The following is an 18,613-nucleotide window of genomic DNA, read 5'->3' on the forward strand; positions in this document are numbered from 1 at the left end:
CGTTCGCCAGCATAAAACTGCATCGACTCCCTTTAAGCTAGCTGGTTGAGCCATGCGGGTAAACATGACCTTGCCCACATACACTTACTTGCCCTCTATTCTAAGATGCCTAAAGCCAGATGTTGCACTGCACAAAAACAGTTGCTATGCTGCATCGCAAGATAGCTTAAAAAGCTACCCAATCAATAAGCAGCGCCAACCTCTGGATAGCTGCTTTTGGCAAGACTAGACCCTGGAGGGTATGACGATGCGTACTTTAAACACTAACGAAATGACTCAGCAATTTGACAACATGTTTATGGCGCCAGTACGCGCTTATATGGCATTGAGCATCGATTACAGCGAAAAAATGGTCAATGCTCAAATGGATGCCAGCAAAGCCTATTTCGACACAGGCGTTGCGCAGATGCGCCAGATGATGGATGTCAAAGATGCAGAAGGTCTGCGTAGTTACATGGAAGGCCAGCAGAAAGTTGCTAAAGACTTAGCCGAGCGCGCTAAAGGCGACGCAGATAAAGTTGTATCGCTACAGCAGGACTTTATCCAGAAAAGCCAAAAAATTACTGAAGATAACGTCAAGCAGGCGCAAACTGCCGCTAGCAAAATGACGAAAACTGCCTAAACCAACAAGGTTTAAGTAATCCGTAACGCCACCACTGGCCCCGCCAGCGGTGGCGTTTTAGTCACTGCGTCATCAATTTTCATCTACGTTTCACCAGTCCTCTCATCTCAACAACCATCTCATTTCACCAACCATATCACTTCACCACTATCTCAGTTCACCAACTAAGCGCAGATTTCACAAACGGAATGGTTAGTTTACGCTTGGCCGATAAAGACGCTTTATCCAGTGTTTCCACCGCACGGCAAAGCTCGCCTAACTCGCGCGGGCCACGATGCAAAATATAGCGCCCGACGTCATCGGGTAGCTGCATTCCTCTCACGCTGGCGCGCAGCTTTAAAGCTGCCAAACGCTCTTCATCGTTTTCTAAAGGGCGCACGTGGAAGGTTACCCCCCAAGTCAAACGCGAGGCCAAATCGGGCAGTACCACATTTAACTGGCGTGGGGAGGCGCTTGCCGTAATCACCAGTTTTTTACCTGCATCACGCAGCCGATTAAAGGCGTGAAATAACGCTTCTTCCCAACGTTTGCGACCAATCACACACTCCAGGTCATCAATAGCGACAAGATCCAAGCGCTCAATATCTTCCAACATTAATGGCGGAAAGTGGCCTAAATCACTCAGTGGCAAATAAAGCGTGCGCTTGTCAGCGTCCGATGCAGCGTGGCAAGCGGCTTGAAGCAAATGACTACGGCCAACACCAGGTGCGCCCCAGAGATAAAGAAACTGTTCCCCCGTGGGGGTTAACTGCTGGGTAATATGCTCAACCAGCGGCGCGTTTGCCCGCGACGCATAATAGTTATCGAAAGTAGCGTCATCCCGCAGCCCAATCCCCAGTGGAAGCTGTGCCGGTATTCGGCTCATGATGATTCCCCAAAATCTTTACGACCCTGCTTATCGCGACCCAACTCATCATGATATGAAGAACTGGATTCAATTATCGTTGACTGGTTGTCGATGTTTTTATCGTCGTACAACTCACTATGTTGGTAACGAACCTTAACTTCTTTAAGTAGCACTAGGATGACCGCCGCGACGGGCAGTGCTAACAGCACCCCTGTCAGACCAAATAGATTCCCCCCCGCCAGCACGGCAAATATGACGGCGACCGGATGCAGACCGATTTTATCACCTAGTAACTTAGGCTGTAGGATCACACTCTCAGCCATTTGGCCGACACTGAACACCAAAATGACGCCGACCACGGCCCACCAAGTAGCGTACTGGAAAAGCGCGACAACAAGAGCGATTACTAACCCAACGATAAAGCCCAAAAACGGTACGATGCTGACTAGTCCTGATACAAAGCCGATTAGTAGGCCAAAATTTAGGCCCATCAGCGTCAAACCTACCGAATAAATAATTCCTAAACACAGCATAACGAGCAACTGCCCGCGCAAAAATGAGGAAAGCACTTCATCGCAGCGGCGCGCTAAGCGAAAGGTATCATCTGCCCACTGACGCGGAATCAAATTGGCAACATTATCGAGCAGACGGTTCCAATCCAAAAGCAAATAGAAAGTAACGACGGGTATCAAGGCCACATAGGTAATCCAAGAAACGAATGCCATCCCTGAACGGCCAATTTGGCCTAAGGCCTGGGCTAAATAGCCACCGGCATCCTGCCAGTTTTCAGCGAGGGTTTCGCGGACATTGGTTAATTCCGCCGTCACATCGTAGCCAGTCCACTCCTGCACCTGTGGGGCAAGGATATTTTCCACCCAGTTGAAGATGCTCGGGATGGCTTCTCCCAATTGTTTAAGCTGCTGGACAATCAGCGGAATCAATATGAGCAAACTCACCACAAGAATAAGGAGTAACACCAAAAACACACTACTTACCGCTAATGGGCGGTTCATCCCCCAACGCTGGAACTGGTTTGCTAACGGATCGGCTAGATAAGCGAGAATCATCCCAGCAATAAAAGGCATCAGTACTGCATCTAACAAATAAATCAAACCGCCGATCACCACTAAAAACAGGACACCCCACCAAGAATTCCGCATAGTTCCCTCTCAAACGTGGCTTTAAACCAACATTTTCATTAAACGCTACTATTTTTACTTACCACTACTATGCCGCATATGAACAAAAGCTGCTCGTATGCTTTTCATCATGTGTCACAGCGGTGCGACCTGGGCCGCTGAGTGTTACAATCCGCTCAAGTTAAGCCCAGCACTGGCTTTGTCGCCAGCACTACCAGCACCGCTAATTGCTTCACAGGATCTGTCATGACCGAGACCTCCTCTTCTTCGGCTACTCCTTCCCTCAGCTATAAGGACGCAGGCGTCGATATTGATGCCGGTAATGCCCTGGTTGACCGCATCAAACACGTTGCCAAACGCACCACACGCCCAGAAGTCATGGGCGGGCTGGGTGGTTTTGGCGCGCTATGTGAAATTCCGGCGGGCTATCGGCAACCCGTGCTTGTCTCGGGTACCGATGGCGTCGGCACCAAACTGCGCCTCGCGATGGATCTTGGCAAACACGACACGATTGGGATTGATTTAGTCGCGATGTGTGTCAACGATTTGATCGTGGCTGGCGCCGAGCCGCTACTATTTCTTGACTACTATGCCACGGGTAAGCTCGATGTGGATATTGCTGCTGACGTTGTCACCGGCATTGGTGCTGGCTGCGAGCTGGCCGGCTGTGCACTGGTCGGCGGTGAAACTGCCGAAATGCCAGGCATGTACGAAGGCAGCGATTACGATTTAGCTGGTTTTTGTGTCGGCGTAGTTGAGAAAGCAGACATTCTGGATGGCAGCAAAGTGGCCGAAGGTGATGTCATCCTGGGGCTTGCATCCTCAGGACCACACTCCAACGGTTACTCGCTGATTCGCAAAATACTCGATATCAGTAACGCTTCGTTGACCACCGACATCGACGGCAAGTCTTTGGGTGATGCATTGATGGCGCCCACCCGCATTTATGTGAAATCACTGCTCTCGTTAATGCGCGGTAGTGACATTCCTGTGCACGCACTGTCACACATTACCGGTGGCGGTCTGCTTGAAAATATTCCCCGCGTTCTACCGGATGCTCTCGCTGCTCATATTGATATTAATAGCTGGCAGCGCCCTGCCGTATTTGACTGGCTGCAGGCACAGGGCAACGTCAACGAAACCGAAATGCACCGTGTGCTTAATTGCGGTATCGGCATGGTCGTTGTGGTGCCACAACAGCAAGCAGAGCGTGCAACGGCACATCTAGAAGCTGAAGGCGAAACTGTTTACCGCCTAGGTCAGATCACCAAACGTCAAGGGGAAGCCGTTATTCTGGAGAACCTCTCGGCATGACCAATACGGACTATCAAAGCGACACTATCAAAGACGTGACGCCAGACCCCCTCGGGGCCCGCCGTATCGTGGTGTTGGTTTCAGGTAACGGCAGCAATCTACAGGCCTTGATTGATGCCCAGTCCCATGACCGTTTAGGCGGCGGAGAGATTGTCGCGGTCATTTCCAACGTCGCTGATGCCTACGGATTGAAGCGTGCCCACGAAGCGGGCATTGAAGCAGTCGCCCTGCCCCATCGCGAGTACGATAGCCGTGAAGCTTATGATGGCGCGTTGATCAAAGTCATTGAACGTCATGAACCGGATCTTATCGTTCTGGCAGGCTTCATGCGTATTTTGACGCCTCGCTTTGTTCAGCGTTTCTTAGGTCGCATGCTGAATATTCACCCTTCGCTGCTCCCCGAGTACCAAGGGCTTAATACTCACGCCCGTGCCCTGGCAGCCGGGGTTACCAGCCATGGATGCAGCGTGCACTTTGTCACCGAAGAGCTGGATGGTGGGCCCGTCGTGCTGCAAGCTGAGCTCCAGGTCAGCTCTGACGACACGGTGGAAACACTGCAGGAAAAAGTGCGTTCCCGTGAGCATTTACTCTACCCGATTGCAGTGCAGTGGTTTTTGGAAGGCCGACTGCAGTTCAGCGCCGAAGGCGCCAAAATGGACGGTCATCTGTTACCCGAGCATGGAATGCGGCTTTCTCACGCCGACGCTGCTGAAGAGCTAGATGAGGAGCTGGATGACGAACAGCAGGACTAATTAATGCTTTCTAGCCGGAAATGACTGTTCACTCAGCTTGAAACAGAAACGCCTGACGGCTTTATCACCGTCAGGCGTTTTTTGTCAGCAAAGCAGTAAGGCTAGGTGCGCGGCAGAGTAACGCCGCGCTGGCCCATGTACTTTCCTCCGCGGTCTTTATACGAGGTTTCGCACACCTCATCGGACTCTAAGAACAACATCTGCGCAACACCCTCATGGGCATAGATTTTCGCTGGCAGATTGGTGGTGTTAGAAAACTCTAGTGTCACGTGGCCTTCCCACTCGGGCTCCAGCGGGGTCACATTGACAATAATGCCACAGCGCGCATAGGTGGATTTTCCCAAGCAAATAGTCAGCACATTACGTGGAATCCGGAAGTACTCGACCGTACGCGCCAGTGCAAAAGAGTTGGGCGGTATAACGCAAACATCGCCTTTAATATCGACGAAGCTTTTCGCATCAAACGCTTTAGGATCAACAATCGCTGAGTGAATATTAGTGAAGACTTTAAATTCATCTGAGCAGCGTACGTCATAGCCATAGCTTGACGTGCCGTAAGAAATCACGCGTTGGTCGTTCACATAACGCACTTGCTCGGCTTCAAACGGCTCAATCATCGCATCGCTTTTGGCCATGCGGCGAATCCAATTATCAGATTTGATACTCATGTGTTACTTCTTCACTCGCTAAAGGAAATAGTGGGTCCATCGCCTTGATTGGCATTAACCGCTTCGGCTACTTTTTGGGCGATAGTAGCAAAGGTCTGGCTCACCGTCCCCTCAGGTTCAGATATGACACTCGGGCGCCCTGAATCCGTCAGTTCACGGATGGAGAGCGTGAGTGGTAGCCGTCCAAGCACTTGGGTATCGTATTCTTGAGCGATGTAATCTCCGCCACCAGTACCAAAAATAGCCGCTTCATGGCCACAGTTTTCACAGTGGTAAAGGCTCATATTTTCCACTACGCCCAGTACCGGCACGTTAACCTTGCGGAACATCTCGATCCCCTTGCGGGCATCTAAAAGCGCAATATCCTGCGGCGTTGTGACGATCACAGCGCCTGCCACCGGCACTTTCTGCGCCAGCGTCAGTTGGATATCGCCAGTGCCCGGCGGCATGTCGATCAACAGAAAGTCGAGATTGTCCCATTGGGTTTGCGTCAGCATCTGTTGAAACGCCCCCACCACCATAGGACCACGCCACACCATTGGCTCGCGAGTGTTAACCATAAACGCCATCGACATGGCTTGAAGGCCATGCGCTTCCAGCGGCAGAAATTTATCGTTGGCAGCCGCTTGAGGGCGTACACCCTCTTTAACACCCAGCATCTGAGCCTGACTGGGGCCGTAAATATCTGCATCAAGAACACCCACACGATATCCTTGCGCAGACAAGGCTAACGCCAAGTTAACGGTGACCGTGGATTTACCCACGCCACCTTTACCCGATGCCACTGCAATAATATGTTTAACCCCATCCATTCAATGGCACTCCTCATTTAGGCACTTAATTAACGTTGAGTGGATGATACTCCTCGGGGGCTCAATCATAAACCAGCAAACAAAAAGCGGATGCCGGTTGCCCGACATCCGCTCTCGTGTTGCTAGTCTACAGCGTTACCGCTTTTCACTATTAGCCAGCAGCGTTTTGCTGTGCTTCCTCACTACCACCATCGCTATCGTTGGCGCTCTCATCGCCATTGCTAGACGCTTCTTCTGACGAATTCTCTTGTGCAGAGCTGTCATTTGAAGAACCACTATTTGAAGAGCCATCGTCTGAAGCGCCGTCGTCTGAAGAGCTGTCTTCAGACGAACCGCTTTCTGACGAGCCACTTTCTGAACCGCTGCCCTGGGAAGAAGAAGTGGCTTCACCAGCAGACTCCTCAGCGTCGGCCAAACGGCTGTCTAGTGTGGAAAGCTCATCGCGCCATTCACCAAGCTGACTCTCTAAGCGCTCTAGTTGGCTCTCACGCTCTTCAATATCATTCTCAACGCTCGACACTTCCTCACGGCCCATCTCTAAAGCGACCATGACGTCATCGAGCTCGGTGCGCACGTCGCTCAAGCTCTGCTCTTCCTCTTCGCGAAGCGCCGTTAGCGAATCCACTTCATTTTGCAGCTCATCGCGTTCGCTAGTGATGGAATCACGCTCGCTTTTTAGTTCATCAAGCTCGCTTTGGGCAGTTGAGATTTCCTCTTCTAAACCGCTTAGCTGTTCATTTGACTGGCTAATCTGCTCTTCTAGCCCTGACAGCTCCTCTTCCATGCTGCCCAGCTCTTCAACCGCTTGTTGGCGCTGCTCCTCGGCTTCTTGACGGGCGGCTTCAGCCTCCTGACGAGCTTCTTCAGCGCTAGAACGCGCTTCTTCAACTTGCTGGAGAGTACTTTCCGCCTCATCGCGAGTGCTGATGATCTCGTCGCGCTCTTCACGCAGCGCGCTCATCTCACTGTCAGCGCTCTCTATCTGCTCATTAAGAGAGGCGATTTCTTCTTCTAGCGCATTTCGCTCGGATTCAAGTTCTTCTAACCGCGACTGCACATCGCTGACATTGGTTTGAGCACTTTCGAGCGACGAGTTGGCTTCTTGCTGCTGAGCCTCAAGAGACGCCATTTCCTCTTGCAGCGCGGCTAAATTGGTTTCAGCTTCCTCTATTTCGCTAATGCGCTGGCTCATTTGGCTGTTTTCTTGCTCAACGCTAGCGAGCTGCTCTTCTAAGCTATCGACGCGATCCTGGCGAGAGCCTGCGTTAGACTGCGCCATAATCGCCCAGACAACCGCAATAGCAGCGATCCCTGCAATCGCTTTTACTCGGTTATCTTGAAAAAGAGTTTTCATATCCGCCTTTTTAGCTGGCTCTGTTTTTTTGGCTGGCTCCGGCTTGTTGGCCGGCGACGGGTGATCCGTATTATTTGTTTCCGACATTATGCGTTCCTCTTTGGTCTAAGCTAACGTTGGCTCAGCTAACGGTAATCAATTGCATTGGTAATGCGCTAGTCGTGGATGATCTCCCTTTCAGCATACACAGCTCACTGTATCTAGCCAGTTTGTTAGTAACAATCGTATATAAATGTTGCTGTAACGTTACCACCACCTTCTATGATGAATCACGTTAATTTGAAGGGGGGTGTTTCCCCTCATGGAAGCCTGATGCTTGCCCATTGTGCACATCAAACCAACTGAGCGTCGTATGCAGCGACACCACACTTCCCACTATTAGCAGCGTAGGCGGTTTAATGTGACCCGCCAAGAAAGTAGCTGGCAACGCTGACAAACATCCAATATGGGTTAGCTGTTGGCGCGTTGTTCCTTGCTCAATCAAGGCAAGCGGTGTTTCTGGCGCTAAGCCATGCTTTATCAACGCCTGACTAATGACGTTCACGCTACCCAATCCCATATAAAACACCAGCGTCTGCCCTGGCCGCGCAAGCGCATCCCAATCAAGATCACACTCGCCTTGCTGCAAATGACCGGTCACAAAACGCACCGACTGAGCATGATCGCGGTGGGTCAGCGGTATTCCCGCATATGCCGCACAGCCCGAAGCCGCGGTTACTCCCGGTATAACTTCCACACTAATGTTCGCCGCCACCAGAGCTTCAAGCTCTTCACCACCGCGGCCAAAAATAAACGGATCGCCACCTTTGAGGCGAACAACGCGCTTACCTTGCTGCGCCCATTTTACTAGCGCTTGATTAATGCCATCTTGAGGAACGCTGTGCTGCGAGCGCGCTTTACCGACATAAAAGCGCTGCGCTTGCGCGGGTATAAATGCAACAATCTCATCGCTGACTAGGCGGTCATACAGCACGACTTCAGCGGCCTGCAGTCGCTTGTAAGCTTTCAGCGTTAATAACTCCGGATCGCCAGGCCCTGCCCCCACTAGACTGACAAAACCATACGGGCGAGACATTTGCTCTCGTGCTACTTCCAAGAAACCACCTCAGGAATAAAAAAGTTATTTAATATGCAAAAAAGTAATTAATTTTATCATTAAATGCCACTAACGCCTCGACTATTGCTTAAAATTCAACCTTTTATATAATATATAATAATATATATATTCTTAAACAATATAATTTATAACCATATTGTCTGCAATTACTTACATACTGATTACGTAAATAGCGCTAATCTTCACGACCAAAATTAAATTGGCATATGCTTGGAGATTCACGCATGCCCGTGAATGATATAGACACACCCCAGCGAATCAGTGCAGACCACTTGATACCCCACATTCCTGGCGTCATCTTTCAATTACACCGCGCTCGTAACGGTCATATGCGCTTCCCCTATATAGAGGGTGGCGGTGTGGCTCTCAAACATGTTGACCGAGACCTGCTCGCACAAAATGCTGGCGAGTTGGTAGAACAATTAACCGGCAATGATCATCCCAAAATTATGTCAGCGATCGAACGCTCAGCACGCTGGATGCTGCCGCTGACGACCCGCTTCTTACTACCGTTCCCGAAAGAAAAACCACACTGGATTGCGGTAAGCGCAAGGCCAAAGACGGTCGTAGATGGAGTGCAATGGAACGGCATAATGATGGACATTAGCGACCAGGTCTCCGAGGAGCAGCGGCTTCGCAAGCTATGCGATACAGACCCGCTCACCGAGTTACCCAATCGGCGCAAATTGATGGTGCACTTAACTAATATAGCCTCACTTAGCACCCGCCATGGCACACCGCTCTCCATCATGATGATCGATATCGATCATTTTAAACGCCTTAACGACCGCTGGGGCCATTTGCACGGTGATGACGTGCTCAAACAGTTGGCGATGCAAGCGCAGTCACTACTGCGCTGTGAAGACATGATCGCCCGCCTGGGTGGAGAAGAGTTTATGGTCGTGCTGCCGCTCACATCGCTGCAGCATTGCCATACACTTGCCGACCGAATACGCCATGCCATCAGTGTGTACGACTTCGGCATGGGCGCTGGCCAGGTAACGCTAAGCATCGGAATTGCCGAATTTCGTTGTGGCGAGCCTCTTACGAGTTTGATCGAACGGGCCGACCAGGCGCTGTATAACGCCAAGGATATTGGTCGCGACTGCGTTTGCCTTCTACGCTAGTAAGAAACACCCCGCTAGAGGAGCAAAAAGATGGCAACGCTCGCTGAATCTACCTGCGAACCCTGCGGTAAAAATGCTCAGCCGCTAAGCTTAGGAGAAGCCCAAGAGCGGCTAAAAAGCCTCAGCCAGTGGCAGATTGTCGAGCACGATGGCATCATGAAGCTGTCACGGAGTTTTACATTTCGCGACTTCGCCAGCGCATTGGCATTCACCCAACGCGTTGGTGATATTGCAGAGCAGGCTGGCCACCACCCCGTTATTACCACAGAGTGGGGCAAAGCCACCGTCACGTGGTGGTCTCATGCTATTAAAGGCCTGCATCTAAATGACTTCATTCTTGCCGCCAGAACCGACGAGGTAGCCGAATAAATGTTTGAGCATATTGAGCGAGTCCCAGGAGACGCCATTCTCGGGCTGATCGAAGCTTTCAAAAAAGATACCAACCCACAAAAAGTGGATTTAGGTGTCGGTGTTTACCGTGATACCCAAGGCAATACGCCGGTAATGCGCGCTGTTAAGGAAGCAGAAGCTCGCCTGCTCAAAAACGAAACGACAAAAACCTATATCGGTTCTCACGGCGCGCCTAGCTATGGCGAAGTCGTGCTGCCCATGGTTTTTGGCGCTGATTCATCCGTCTTAAAAGCCAATCGTGCCAGCGCCACCCAATCACCAGGCGGTACCGGCGCGCTGCGCTTGGCTGCAGATTTTATTGCCACACAGCTGCCGGGTAAGGGTATCTGGGTAAGTGACCCGACATGGCCGAACCACCACGGCATTTTTACGGCAGCTGGTATTGAGCTGCACAAGTACCCTTACGTTGACCCCGACAACCGTCTCGACTTTGACGGCATGCGGTCAGCGCTGAAAAGCATTCCTGAAGGTGATGTGGTGGTGCTACACGCCTGCTGCCATAACCCTACCGGTTTTGATCTTTCCCATGACCAGTGGCAGGAAGTGCTGGAAATCGTGCGTGAACGCAAGCTGCTTCCGCTGATCGATTTCGCCTATCAAGGCTTTGGCGAAGGTCTGGATGAAGATGCTTATGGCGTGCGCCTGCTGGCAGAGAACCTTGATGAAGCGATCATCACCAGCTCATGCTCTAAAAACTTTGGTATTTACTGCGAGCGTACCGGTTGCTTGATCATGGTGGCCAAAAATAACGAGCAGATGGACAACATCCGCTCTCAAGTCGCCATCGTTGCCCGTGAGAACTACTCGAACCCGCCCGCTCACGGCGGCTCTATCGTCAGCGAAATTCTCCACGACGCCGAACTGACCGAGATGTGGCGTGAAGAACTCACCGAAATGCGTGATCGCATCAATACCCTGCGCCGCGACTTTGTGGAAGCGCTGAAGCCCTACGGACTGGACGAGAAGTACGCCTGCGTTGCTGAGCAGCGTGGCATGTTCTCCTACACCGGCTTAACGCCGGAACAGGTCGATCGCCTGCGTGACGAGTTTGGTATCTACATGGTGCGCTCGGGTCGCGCCAACGTAGCGGGCTTCTCCCACGAGAATCTCCCCTACCTTGCCAAAGCGATTGCCGCTGTTAACGACTAATCGCCAAGCAGCAACGCAGTAACAAACGCCCAGGCAACGCCTGGGCGTTTTCATGTATTAGGCACTTGACCGATTAGTCAACACTTCGGCACACTCAGTATAGCCTTGTATACAACACACCATAATCAAGAGGCATAACATGGCGGCTGCCAGCACTCACTATCCGTGGTACAAAAAAGAAGACACTGACGCATTCTTCGCTCTCTTCCAAAACAACATCGCCAACTTTGTCATTATCGCCATCACTATGCTGGGCATGGGGTTTCCTGCCTCCATTGTCTATGGGCAAGTGCTGCCCGGTGCAGCGGTAGCGGTGATGGTTGGCAACTTCTACTATGCATGGAGCGCAGCAAGGCTGGCACGCAAAGAGAACCGAGCGGATGTGACAGCGCTCTCTTACGGTATCTCGACGCCGGTGATGTTCGTATTCCTGTTCGGCGTATTGCTACCCGCCAAACAGCTCACTGGCGATGCGGAAATGGCTTGGAAAGTGGCTGTTGCCGCCTGCTTTATAAGCGGTGCTATTGAAGCCGCGATTAGCGTCATTGGCCGCTGGGTGCAATACCACCTACCAAGAGCCGCCATGCTTGGCGCGGTGGCTGGCGTTGCACTGACGTTTATCGCCGGAGAAATGCTGTTTAAAACACTCGAAATGCCGATTATCGGCCTGCTGGTGTTAGCGATTATTATTGTTGGCTTAGTGGCCCGCGTCAGCATGCCCTTTAAGCTTCCAACCTCGCTATTTGCCATTATTGTCGGTACCGCCATGGCCTACTTGATTGGCGACGCTGGCACCGAACGGTTTAGCGATGCCTTTACCCACCTAGGCTTTTATCCATTACTTCCCAATCTGGCCTGGTTTGAGGGGCTGGGGCTACTGCTGACCAGCATGCTTGCAGTGCTAACCGTGGTGCTGCCCATTACGCTGTATAACGCTATTGAAACCATGAACAACGTGGAAGCAATGGAGGCGGCAGGCGACAAATACGATGTGCGCGAATGCCAGGCAGTAGATGGCGCAGGCACCATGATTGGCGCGCTATTTGGCGGCGTCTTTCCAACTACGGTTTATATCGCAACGGTAGGCGCTAAATGGATGGGCGCGGGCCGGGGATACAGCCTGCTGAATGGCGCTGTATATGCCTTAGCCACCATGTTCGGTCTCATTGCTGCGCTGGCAGCAATTATTCCCGTTTCTGTAGTAGCGCCCATTCTAGTCTTTGTTGGCATGTCGATGATTGCGACCGCCTTTCAAGCCAACGACACGCGCTACTACCCGGCCGTGGCGCTGGCCATGCTGCCCTACTTTGCTAATTACGTGATGACGCGCTTTAATCGCGGGGCTGGCGAGGTGGTGACCGATATCTCTAGTGCCATCGTAGTAATGGGCCAAGGGGCCATGTTTATGGCGATCCTGCTGGGCGCTATGACGGTTTCAGTGATTGATCATCAGTTTAGGCGTGCAGCCGCCTTCGCGGCGATTGCGGCGGGGTTTTCGTTTTTCGGACTAATGCACGCCCCTAAACTCTCTTTCAATGCAGCGCCTGAGTTTGTCATAGGCTACTTGGGTATGGCACTACTGTTTATGTATTTTTCCTATCAGGAAGCAGCACGCAAGCGTTAATTGATGAATCCCGCCTGCCGATGCGGGCGGGATAAAATACGCCGCATAACGAGCCATGCCATAAAGCCTGCCAGCAGATTCCCCACGGCGGCACCCGCCGCGAGGCCCCACCAACCGAAGAACTGCGAGCCCAACCATAGGCAAGGCAAATAACAAATAAACAGCCGCGCACTGGATAACAGCATGGCTCGTAATGGCCAACCTAACGCATTACCTGCCGAGACGACTAGCATGCAAACACCTAGTGCCGCATAGCTAGGCAAGAGAAAACGAATCAGCAGCGTCAGCTCGCTTTGCACATCCGGGTTGCCTGCCAACGCCATCGCTAGCCAGGGCGCTCCCAGTGCCAATACTATGCCGAGACCCAGTTGCCAAAATAGCGCGACCTTAATAGCTAACGTCATAAGCTGCTGAATTTGCCCCCAATCACCGGCACCGTAGCAACGCCCTAACCACGGCGGCAGCGACATGGTCATGGCCAGAATGACCATCAGTGAGAGTGTCTCCAAACGGCTTGCCAAGCCCCAGGCGGCCACTTCGCTTTCACCCAGGCCCGCCACAACAGAGATTGCCAGCATCGCAGCCAAGGGCGGCATCAGCTGGCTGACCATGGCCGGTGCGGCAATACCCGTAAATGGCCGCCACGACTGTTTGGCCTCTTGCCACAGTCCCTGCTGAGCGGCCCACTGGCGTTTAAGTAATTTACGCGTGGTCACCAATAGACCTACTGAAAAAGCAATCGCGGTTGCCCAGGCTGCGCCAGGTAGACCCCAGCCTTCCCAATCACCAATGCCAAAGATTAGCAGTGGATCGAGAACAAGGTTCACAAGACTACTCAGCACCATCATTTTGCCTGGTAGACGGGTGTCACCGTGGGCACGAAAAACGCTGTAGCTGAAATAAAGCAGTGCCCCCAACCATGCGGATAGCAGCTGAGGTGCCCAATAAATGCGGATATAGGAAAGCGTCGTTTCATCCGCGCCCAGCAGTCGAAAGATAGGCACATAAAATATCCATAATGCGATCGCCAAGAGGCCGATGACGCCGCCACCCGCCATAAGTACCAAACTGCTTAAGCGTCTCGCCCGGGCTTCTTCACCCGCCCCCAATGCCCGCGAAATAAGCGCGGCAATCGCAATACCCATCCCTACCTGAATGCCGATAATCAGAAACGACAACGGAAAGGTAAATGATTGCGCGGCCAACGGCGCAGTACCCAAACGAGCAATAAATGCGCTATCAACAAGTTGAAAACCCAATAGCGCCAACACCCCAATGGCCATAGGCCACGTTTGACGCCATAGGGTTATCGCCAACTCTTTTTGTTGCATGACAGCAGCCAAGCACTCTCTCCTTAGGTGATGGATAATTATTTATCGGTTGTAACGTAAAACGCCACCGCCCTTAAAGGGCAGTGGCGTACTTAGCTCAGTAAGTTCTTACTGACGAATACCTTCAAACGTCACATATAGCTCAAGTTCATGCATAGATTCAGGGAAGTCACTCATATTAATACCGTAATCGCCCAAGGTCAGCGTAGTGCTGCCTTCAAAACCAGCGCGGTAGTTGCCCCACGGGTCATCGCCTTCACCCATCAGGGTAACCGGCATTTCAATCTCTTGAGTTTCGCCGTGCAGGGTCAAATCACCGGTCAACACGCCTTCATTATCACCCGTTGACTCAAAGTCTGTTGAGGTAAAGGTAGCTGTCGGGAATTCACTGGCATTCAGGAAGTCGCCGCTCAAGATATGACGGTCACGCTCAGCATGGTTGCTGGTCAGGCTATCAACTTGGACTTCGATTTCTGCCGAAGATGCATCAAGGTCTTCAGGATCGTAAGCGAACTGGCCCTCAAACTCTTCAAAGCTACCTAGAATGTAAGAGAAGCCCAAGTGAGAAATTTTGAATTGAACAAAGGCGTGCTGGCCTTCAGTATCGATTTGGTAATCAGCTGCCTGTGCTTGGCTCAATGGTACCAGTGCTACAGCGGCGATCGCGGATGCAAATGCTGTTTTCTTGAACATATTGAATTGCTCCTTGCTTGACTTAATGGGCACCGCGGGAAGTCAATTATCTTACGCGCGATGTTTAGAAAAAGTGTAAACGGCTAACGTGATGACTTTGTTGCACTATGATCGCCAGCTCGGCTATGCGCAGGGTTTAGCATACGTACCAATGTTGAATGCCGGTCTAGCCAGTGATGCTTAAACGCGGCAAGCGCGTGACCTGCCGATAAAATCATCAATGCCAGGGCGCTATACCAATGTACGTTACCTGCCAAGCTTGCCTGGTTGGGGAAGTCATATACCAGTGCAGGCACCTCAAACCAACCAAATACACTGATGCCGCTCCCGTCAGCGGTAGAAATTAAGTAGCCACTCACCATGACCAGTAATACAAGCACATAAAGAGCGATATGCCCCACATGGGCAGCAATAACCTCTAGGCGGCCGCCTTCTGCCTTAGGCGTTGGCTGAGCAAAACGCCATACTAATCGCGCCAGGGTGGCAAATAGTAGCAACATACCAATCGAGCGATGTACCCATGGGCCCTGATTGTACCAGGGGTCATAATAGCCAAGGTCCGTCATCCACCAGCCCAGCGCAAACAGACCGATAATAGCCAGCGCGCTTAGCCAGTGAAACAGAATACTGATCAACCCCCACCCGCTGCGACTATTACTCCACATCATTCTTTTCCCTTATTCGTCGCTACCCGTTAGCGAATACGTCAATAACGCAAGCATATCGTGTAACCGCGTTAGGAACCGCTGAAAAAAGCAGAACACACCATTCGTAAAAACCACTGTTTGAAGATAGCGTGCTGATTGAGATTGGCGCAGAAAAAAACCGGCCAACTAACTGGGCCGGTTTTGCTTATCAAGCGGCTAGTTAACTCGCAGCCAGGGCATCCAGCCCACGGGCTAAATCACGCTGAATATCTTCCTGGCTTTCTAACCCTACCGCGACTCGGATCAAGCCTGGGGCAATACCGGCAGCGGCCTTTTGGTCATCAGAAAGACGCCCATGAGTAGTGGTGGCCGGGTGGGTGATCGTGGTTTTAACATCACCTAAATTACCCGTTATCGAAAGCATGCGGGTCGCATCAATTACCTGCCACGCGCCTTCCTGACCGCCCTTCACTTCAAAGCCCAATACGGCGCCGAACCCCTTTTGCTGCTGTTTGGCCAAGGCGTGCTGTGGATGATCCTCCAGGCCGCTATAGAACACGCGGTTCACCGCCGGATGTGCATCTAACCAGCGGGCAAGGATCAAGGCATTTTCACAATGCGCTTTCATACGCAGTGATAGTGTTTCCAACCCCTTGGTGAATATCCAGGCATTGAAAGGGCTCAAGCACGGGCCGCAGGTACGTACCACACCGAACACTTCTTCAAGCAGCGCATGGCTCCCCACCACTGCCCCGCCAATGGCACGGCCCTGTCCATCCAAATACTTAGTCGCCGAATGGATGACTAGGTCAGCACCTAGCGCCAACGGCTGCTGAAGTGCCGGTGTGAGGAAGCAGTTATCAATTGCCAACAGCGCGTCGTGGCGTTTGGCCAACGCGGCCAAGGCCGGAATATCGGCAATTTCAGACAGCGGGTTCGAGGGTGTTTCGGCAAACAATAGGCGCGTTTTGGGCGTGATCGCCGCTTCCCATGCAGCGGCATTGGAAAGCTCGACATAACGCGTGGTAATACCAAACTTGCCTAAATACTTATCGAACAGACTAACCGTTGAGCCAAATAGCGACCGGGAGGCCACAATTTCATCCCCTGCTGAGAGCAATGCCAGCGCGGTAGACAGAATGGCCGACATACCCGAGCTGGTGGCAACACAGCGCTCGCCGCCTTCAAGCGCCGCTAGGCGACGCTCAAAGGTATGCACTGTCGGGTTGGTGAAGCGCGAGTAAACGTTACCCGGCTCTTGCCCACCGAACTTACGCGCCGCTTCGGCAGCGCTTTCATAGACAAAGCTTGAGGTCGGAAAAATAGGCTCCGAGTGCTCCTGCTCAAAGGTGCGCTGATGGCCTGCCCGGATCGCCAGTGTCTCTAATGACCATTCATCCTGGTGACCGTCTTCCTGGTGATTGTCATCATGCATAAGGCTTCACTCCTAATCGTCCAGGTCATCGTCTTGATTGTGCATATCGACAAGAGCGTGATCGCCAGCGCTCTGATCCTTGGCAGAATCATTACGGCTAGCTTCAAGCGCGGCCAAATAAGCGTCGTCGATATCGCCGGTGACGTAGTTGCCGTCAAACACCGAGCAATCGAACTCTTCCATTTCAGGATTCACTTCACGACACGCCGCTTTTAAATCTTCCAGGTTTTGATAGAAGATGCGGTCAGCCCCAATTAAATCACCGACCTCCTCTTCGCTACGGCCATGGGCAATCAGCTCAGACGCAGCGGGCATATCGATGCCATACACATTGGGGAAGCGAACCGGCGGCGCTGCCGAGGCAAAATAGACCTTACGTGCACCCGCATCACGGGCCATTTGAATAATCTGCTTACAGGTCGTGCCGCGCACGATGGAGTCATCCACCAGCAGCACGTTCTTGCCTTTAAACTCAACGTCGATAGCGTTGAGCTTTTGACGTACCGATTTCTTCCGCTGAGTCTGCCCAGGCATAATAAAGGTACGGCCAATGTAGCGGTTCTTCATGAACCCTTCGCGATAGGTCACCCCAAGGTGCTGTGCCATTTCGAGGGCAGAGGTGCGCGACGTATCGGGAATAGGAATGACCACATCAATATCGTGATCCGGCCATTCATTGAGGATTCGATCCCCCAGCTTACGGCCCATCTGCATCCGGGTACCGTAAACATAGGCACCGTCTAGCAACGAGTCTGGGCGCGCTAAATAAACGTGTTCAAAAATGCACGAGCGAAGCAGCGGACGATCAGCACAGACTTGAGTATGAATATTGCCTTCGATATCGACAAAAATAGCTTCACCAGGCGACAGATCACGCTCAAGCTCAAAGCCACCGACGTCCAACGCAACGGATTCGGAGGCGATCATGACCGCTTGACCGTTTTCCTCTTCGCGGGTACCGAAGACCACCGGGCGAATACCGAAGGGGTCGCGGAACGCCACCATGCCAAAGCCATTGATAATCGCAACGGCGGCATAGCCACCTTTACAGCGACGGTGAACGCGACGCACGGCATCAAAGATATCTTCCGCTTCCAGGTGTAAGCCTTGCTTACCCAGCTCATGAGCAAACACGTTGAGCAGCACTTCAGAATCGGAACTGGTATTGATGTGGCGTAAATCGGTCGAGAATAGCTCCTGTTTCAACTGCTCGGAGTTGGTCAGGTTGCCGTTATGCGCCAGCGCAATACCATAAGGCGAGTTGACATAAAACGGCTGCGACTCTGCTTCACTTGAAGAGCCTGCCGTCGGATAACGCACATGACCAATGCCCAGGTTGCCTTTCAGGCGAGCCATGTGGCGGGTGTGGAATACGTCACGAACCAGTCCGTTACTCTTGCGCAGTAAGAAGCGTCCCTCGCTCCATGTCATCATGCCGGCAGCGTCCTGGCCACGATGCTGAAGTACGGTCAGTGCATCGTAGATTCCCTGATTTACCGCCTGTTTGCCTAGAAGGCCCACTATACCGCACATTCACGTTACCTCGCTTAATGCCATGGCTTACCTAAGTC

The 18,613-nt window shown here is 52.1% G+C and carries 18 protein-coding genes; 7 read left to right on the forward strand and 11 right to left on the reverse strand.

All coding sequences use genetic code 11. The features are described 5' to 3' along the window. Positions 1-247 precede the first annotated feature (247 nt). Complete coding sequence (locus Q3Y66_RS10825; RefSeq protein ID WP_008956219.1) at positions 248-622, forward strand: phasin family protein; 375 nt, start codon at positions 248-250, stop codon at positions 620-622. A 157-nt stretch (positions 623-779) separates the two neighbouring features. Here the strand turns inward: Q3Y66_RS10825 and hda are convergent, their stop codons facing one another. Beyond that, positions 780-1,487, reverse strand: a complete 708-nt coding sequence (gene hda / locus Q3Y66_RS10830; RefSeq protein ID WP_008956218.1) for a DnaA regulatory inactivator Hda — start codon at positions 1,485-1,487, stop codon at positions 780-782. Continuing rightward, on the reverse strand, positions 1,484-2,629 hold the full coding sequence (locus Q3Y66_RS10835; RefSeq protein WP_008956217.1) for an AI-2E family transporter: 1,146 nt from the start codon (positions 2,627-2,629) through the stop codon (positions 1,484-1,486). Before Q3Y66_RS10835 ends, hda begins: the two co-directional genes overlap by 4 nt. A gap of 225 nt (positions 2,630-2,854) precedes the next feature. On the opposite strand from Q3Y66_RS10835, the gene purM reads away from it, so the two are divergent. Continuing rightward, complete coding sequence (purM, locus tag Q3Y66_RS10840; RefSeq protein ID WP_008956216.1) at positions 2,855-3,922, forward strand: phosphoribosylformylglycinamidine cyclo-ligase; 1,068 nt, start codon at positions 2,855-2,857, stop codon at positions 3,920-3,922. After that, positions 3,919-4,674 (forward strand): phosphoribosylglycinamide formyltransferase, encoded by a 756-nt coding sequence (gene purN, locus Q3Y66_RS10845; RefSeq protein WP_008956215.1) that lies wholly within the window; start codon positions 3,919-3,921, stop codon positions 4,672-4,674. Before purM ends, purN begins: the two co-directional genes overlap by 4 nt. Before the next feature lie 101 nt (positions 4,675-4,775). Here the strand turns inward: purN and dcd are convergent, their stop codons facing one another. From dcd to cobA, 4 genes are all read right to left on the reverse strand, one after another. Further along, positions 4,776-5,342 carry a dCTP deaminase gene (dcd, locus tag Q3Y66_RS10850; protein WP_008956214.1) on the reverse strand — a complete coding sequence of 189 codons (567 nt, stop codon included), beginning with the start codon at positions 5,340-5,342 and terminating at the stop codon, positions 4,776-4,778. An 11-nt stretch (positions 5,343-5,353) separates the two neighbouring features. After that, positions 5,354-6,154 carry an iron-sulfur cluster carrier protein ApbC gene (apbC, locus tag Q3Y66_RS10855; protein WP_008956213.1) on the reverse strand — a complete coding sequence of 267 codons (801 nt, stop codon included), beginning with the start codon at positions 6,152-6,154 and terminating at the stop codon, positions 5,354-5,356. Positions 6,155-6,305: 151 nt separating this feature from the next. Then, positions 6,306-7,595, reverse strand: coding sequence for a hypothetical protein (locus Q3Y66_RS10860; RefSeq protein ID WP_008956212.1), 1,290 nt, complete (start codon positions 7,593-7,595; stop codon positions 6,306-6,308). A 187-nt stretch (positions 7,596-7,782) separates the two neighbouring features. Next, positions 7,783-8,583, reverse strand: coding sequence for a uroporphyrinogen-III C-methyltransferase (gene cobA, locus Q3Y66_RS10865; protein ID WP_008956211.1), 801 nt, complete (start codon positions 8,581-8,583; stop codon positions 7,783-7,785). A gap of 266 nt (positions 8,584-8,849) precedes the next feature. Here cobA and Q3Y66_RS10870 point away from each other — a divergent pair, with 266 nt between their 5' ends. The 4 genes from Q3Y66_RS10870 to Q3Y66_RS10885 all read left to right on the forward strand — a co-directional run bounded on the left by Q3Y66_RS10870 (position 8,850) and on the right by Q3Y66_RS10885 (position 12,936). After that, positions 8,850-9,752, forward strand: coding sequence for a GGDEF domain-containing protein (locus Q3Y66_RS10870; RefSeq protein WP_008956210.1), 903 nt, complete (start codon positions 8,850-8,852; stop codon positions 9,750-9,752). Positions 9,753-9,782: 30 nt separating this feature from the next. After that, positions 9,783-10,121 (forward strand): 4a-hydroxytetrahydrobiopterin dehydratase, encoded by a 339-nt coding sequence (locus tag Q3Y66_RS10875; RefSeq protein WP_008956209.1) that lies wholly within the window; start codon positions 9,783-9,785, stop codon positions 10,119-10,121. Further along, a complete protein-coding gene (locus Q3Y66_RS10880; RefSeq protein WP_008956208.1) occupies positions 10,122-11,312 on the forward strand; it encodes an amino acid aminotransferase in 1,191 nt (396 codons plus the stop codon). It begins immediately after the preceding gene. 139 nt (positions 11,313-11,451) lie between these two features. Then, positions 11,452-12,936 (forward strand): uracil permease, encoded by a 1,485-nt coding sequence (locus Q3Y66_RS10885; protein WP_008956207.1) that lies wholly within the window; start codon positions 11,452-11,454, stop codon positions 12,934-12,936. Here the strand turns inward: Q3Y66_RS10885 and Q3Y66_RS10890 are convergent. The 5 genes from Q3Y66_RS10890 to purF all read right to left on the reverse strand — a co-directional run bounded on the left by Q3Y66_RS10890 (position 12,933) and on the right by purF (position 18,575). Further along, positions 12,933-14,279: an MATE family efflux transporter gene (locus Q3Y66_RS10890; protein WP_008956206.1), complete on the reverse strand. Its 1,347-nt coding sequence runs from the start codon at positions 14,277-14,279 to the stop codon at positions 12,933-12,935. The two genes, Q3Y66_RS10885 and Q3Y66_RS10890, sit on opposite strands and share 4 nt — an antisense overlap. A 96-nt stretch (positions 14,280-14,375) precedes the next feature. After that, positions 14,376-14,960: a YceI family protein gene (locus Q3Y66_RS10895; RefSeq protein ID WP_008956205.1), complete on the reverse strand. Its 585-nt coding sequence runs from the start codon at positions 14,958-14,960 to the stop codon at positions 14,376-14,378. 83 nt (positions 14,961-15,043) lie between these two features. Further along, on the reverse strand, positions 15,044-15,625 hold the full coding sequence (locus Q3Y66_RS10900; RefSeq protein WP_008956204.1) for a cytochrome b: 582 nt from the start codon (positions 15,623-15,625) through the stop codon (positions 15,044-15,046). Positions 15,626-15,827: 202 nt separating this feature from the next. Beyond that, the gene (locus tag Q3Y66_RS10905) at positions 15,828-17,042 is read right to left on the reverse strand and encodes an O-succinylhomoserine sulfhydrylase (RefSeq protein ID WP_008956203.1); all 1,215 of its coding nucleotides are present in this window, start codon (positions 17,040-17,042) and stop codon (positions 15,828-15,830) included. Between the two features lie 12 nt (positions 17,043-17,054). Continuing rightward, the gene (purF, locus tag Q3Y66_RS10910; RefSeq protein WP_008956202.1) at positions 17,055-18,575 is read right to left on the reverse strand and encodes an amidophosphoribosyltransferase; all 1,521 of its coding nucleotides are present in this window, start codon (positions 18,573-18,575) and stop codon (positions 17,055-17,057) included. Between the last annotated feature and the right edge of the window lie 38 nt (positions 18,576-18,613).

Origin of the sequence: Halomonas sp. HAL1, from assembly GCF_030544485.1 — a bacterium.
Lineage (GTDB): Bacteria > Pseudomonadota > Gammaproteobacteria > Pseudomonadales > Halomonadaceae > Vreelandella > Vreelandella arctica.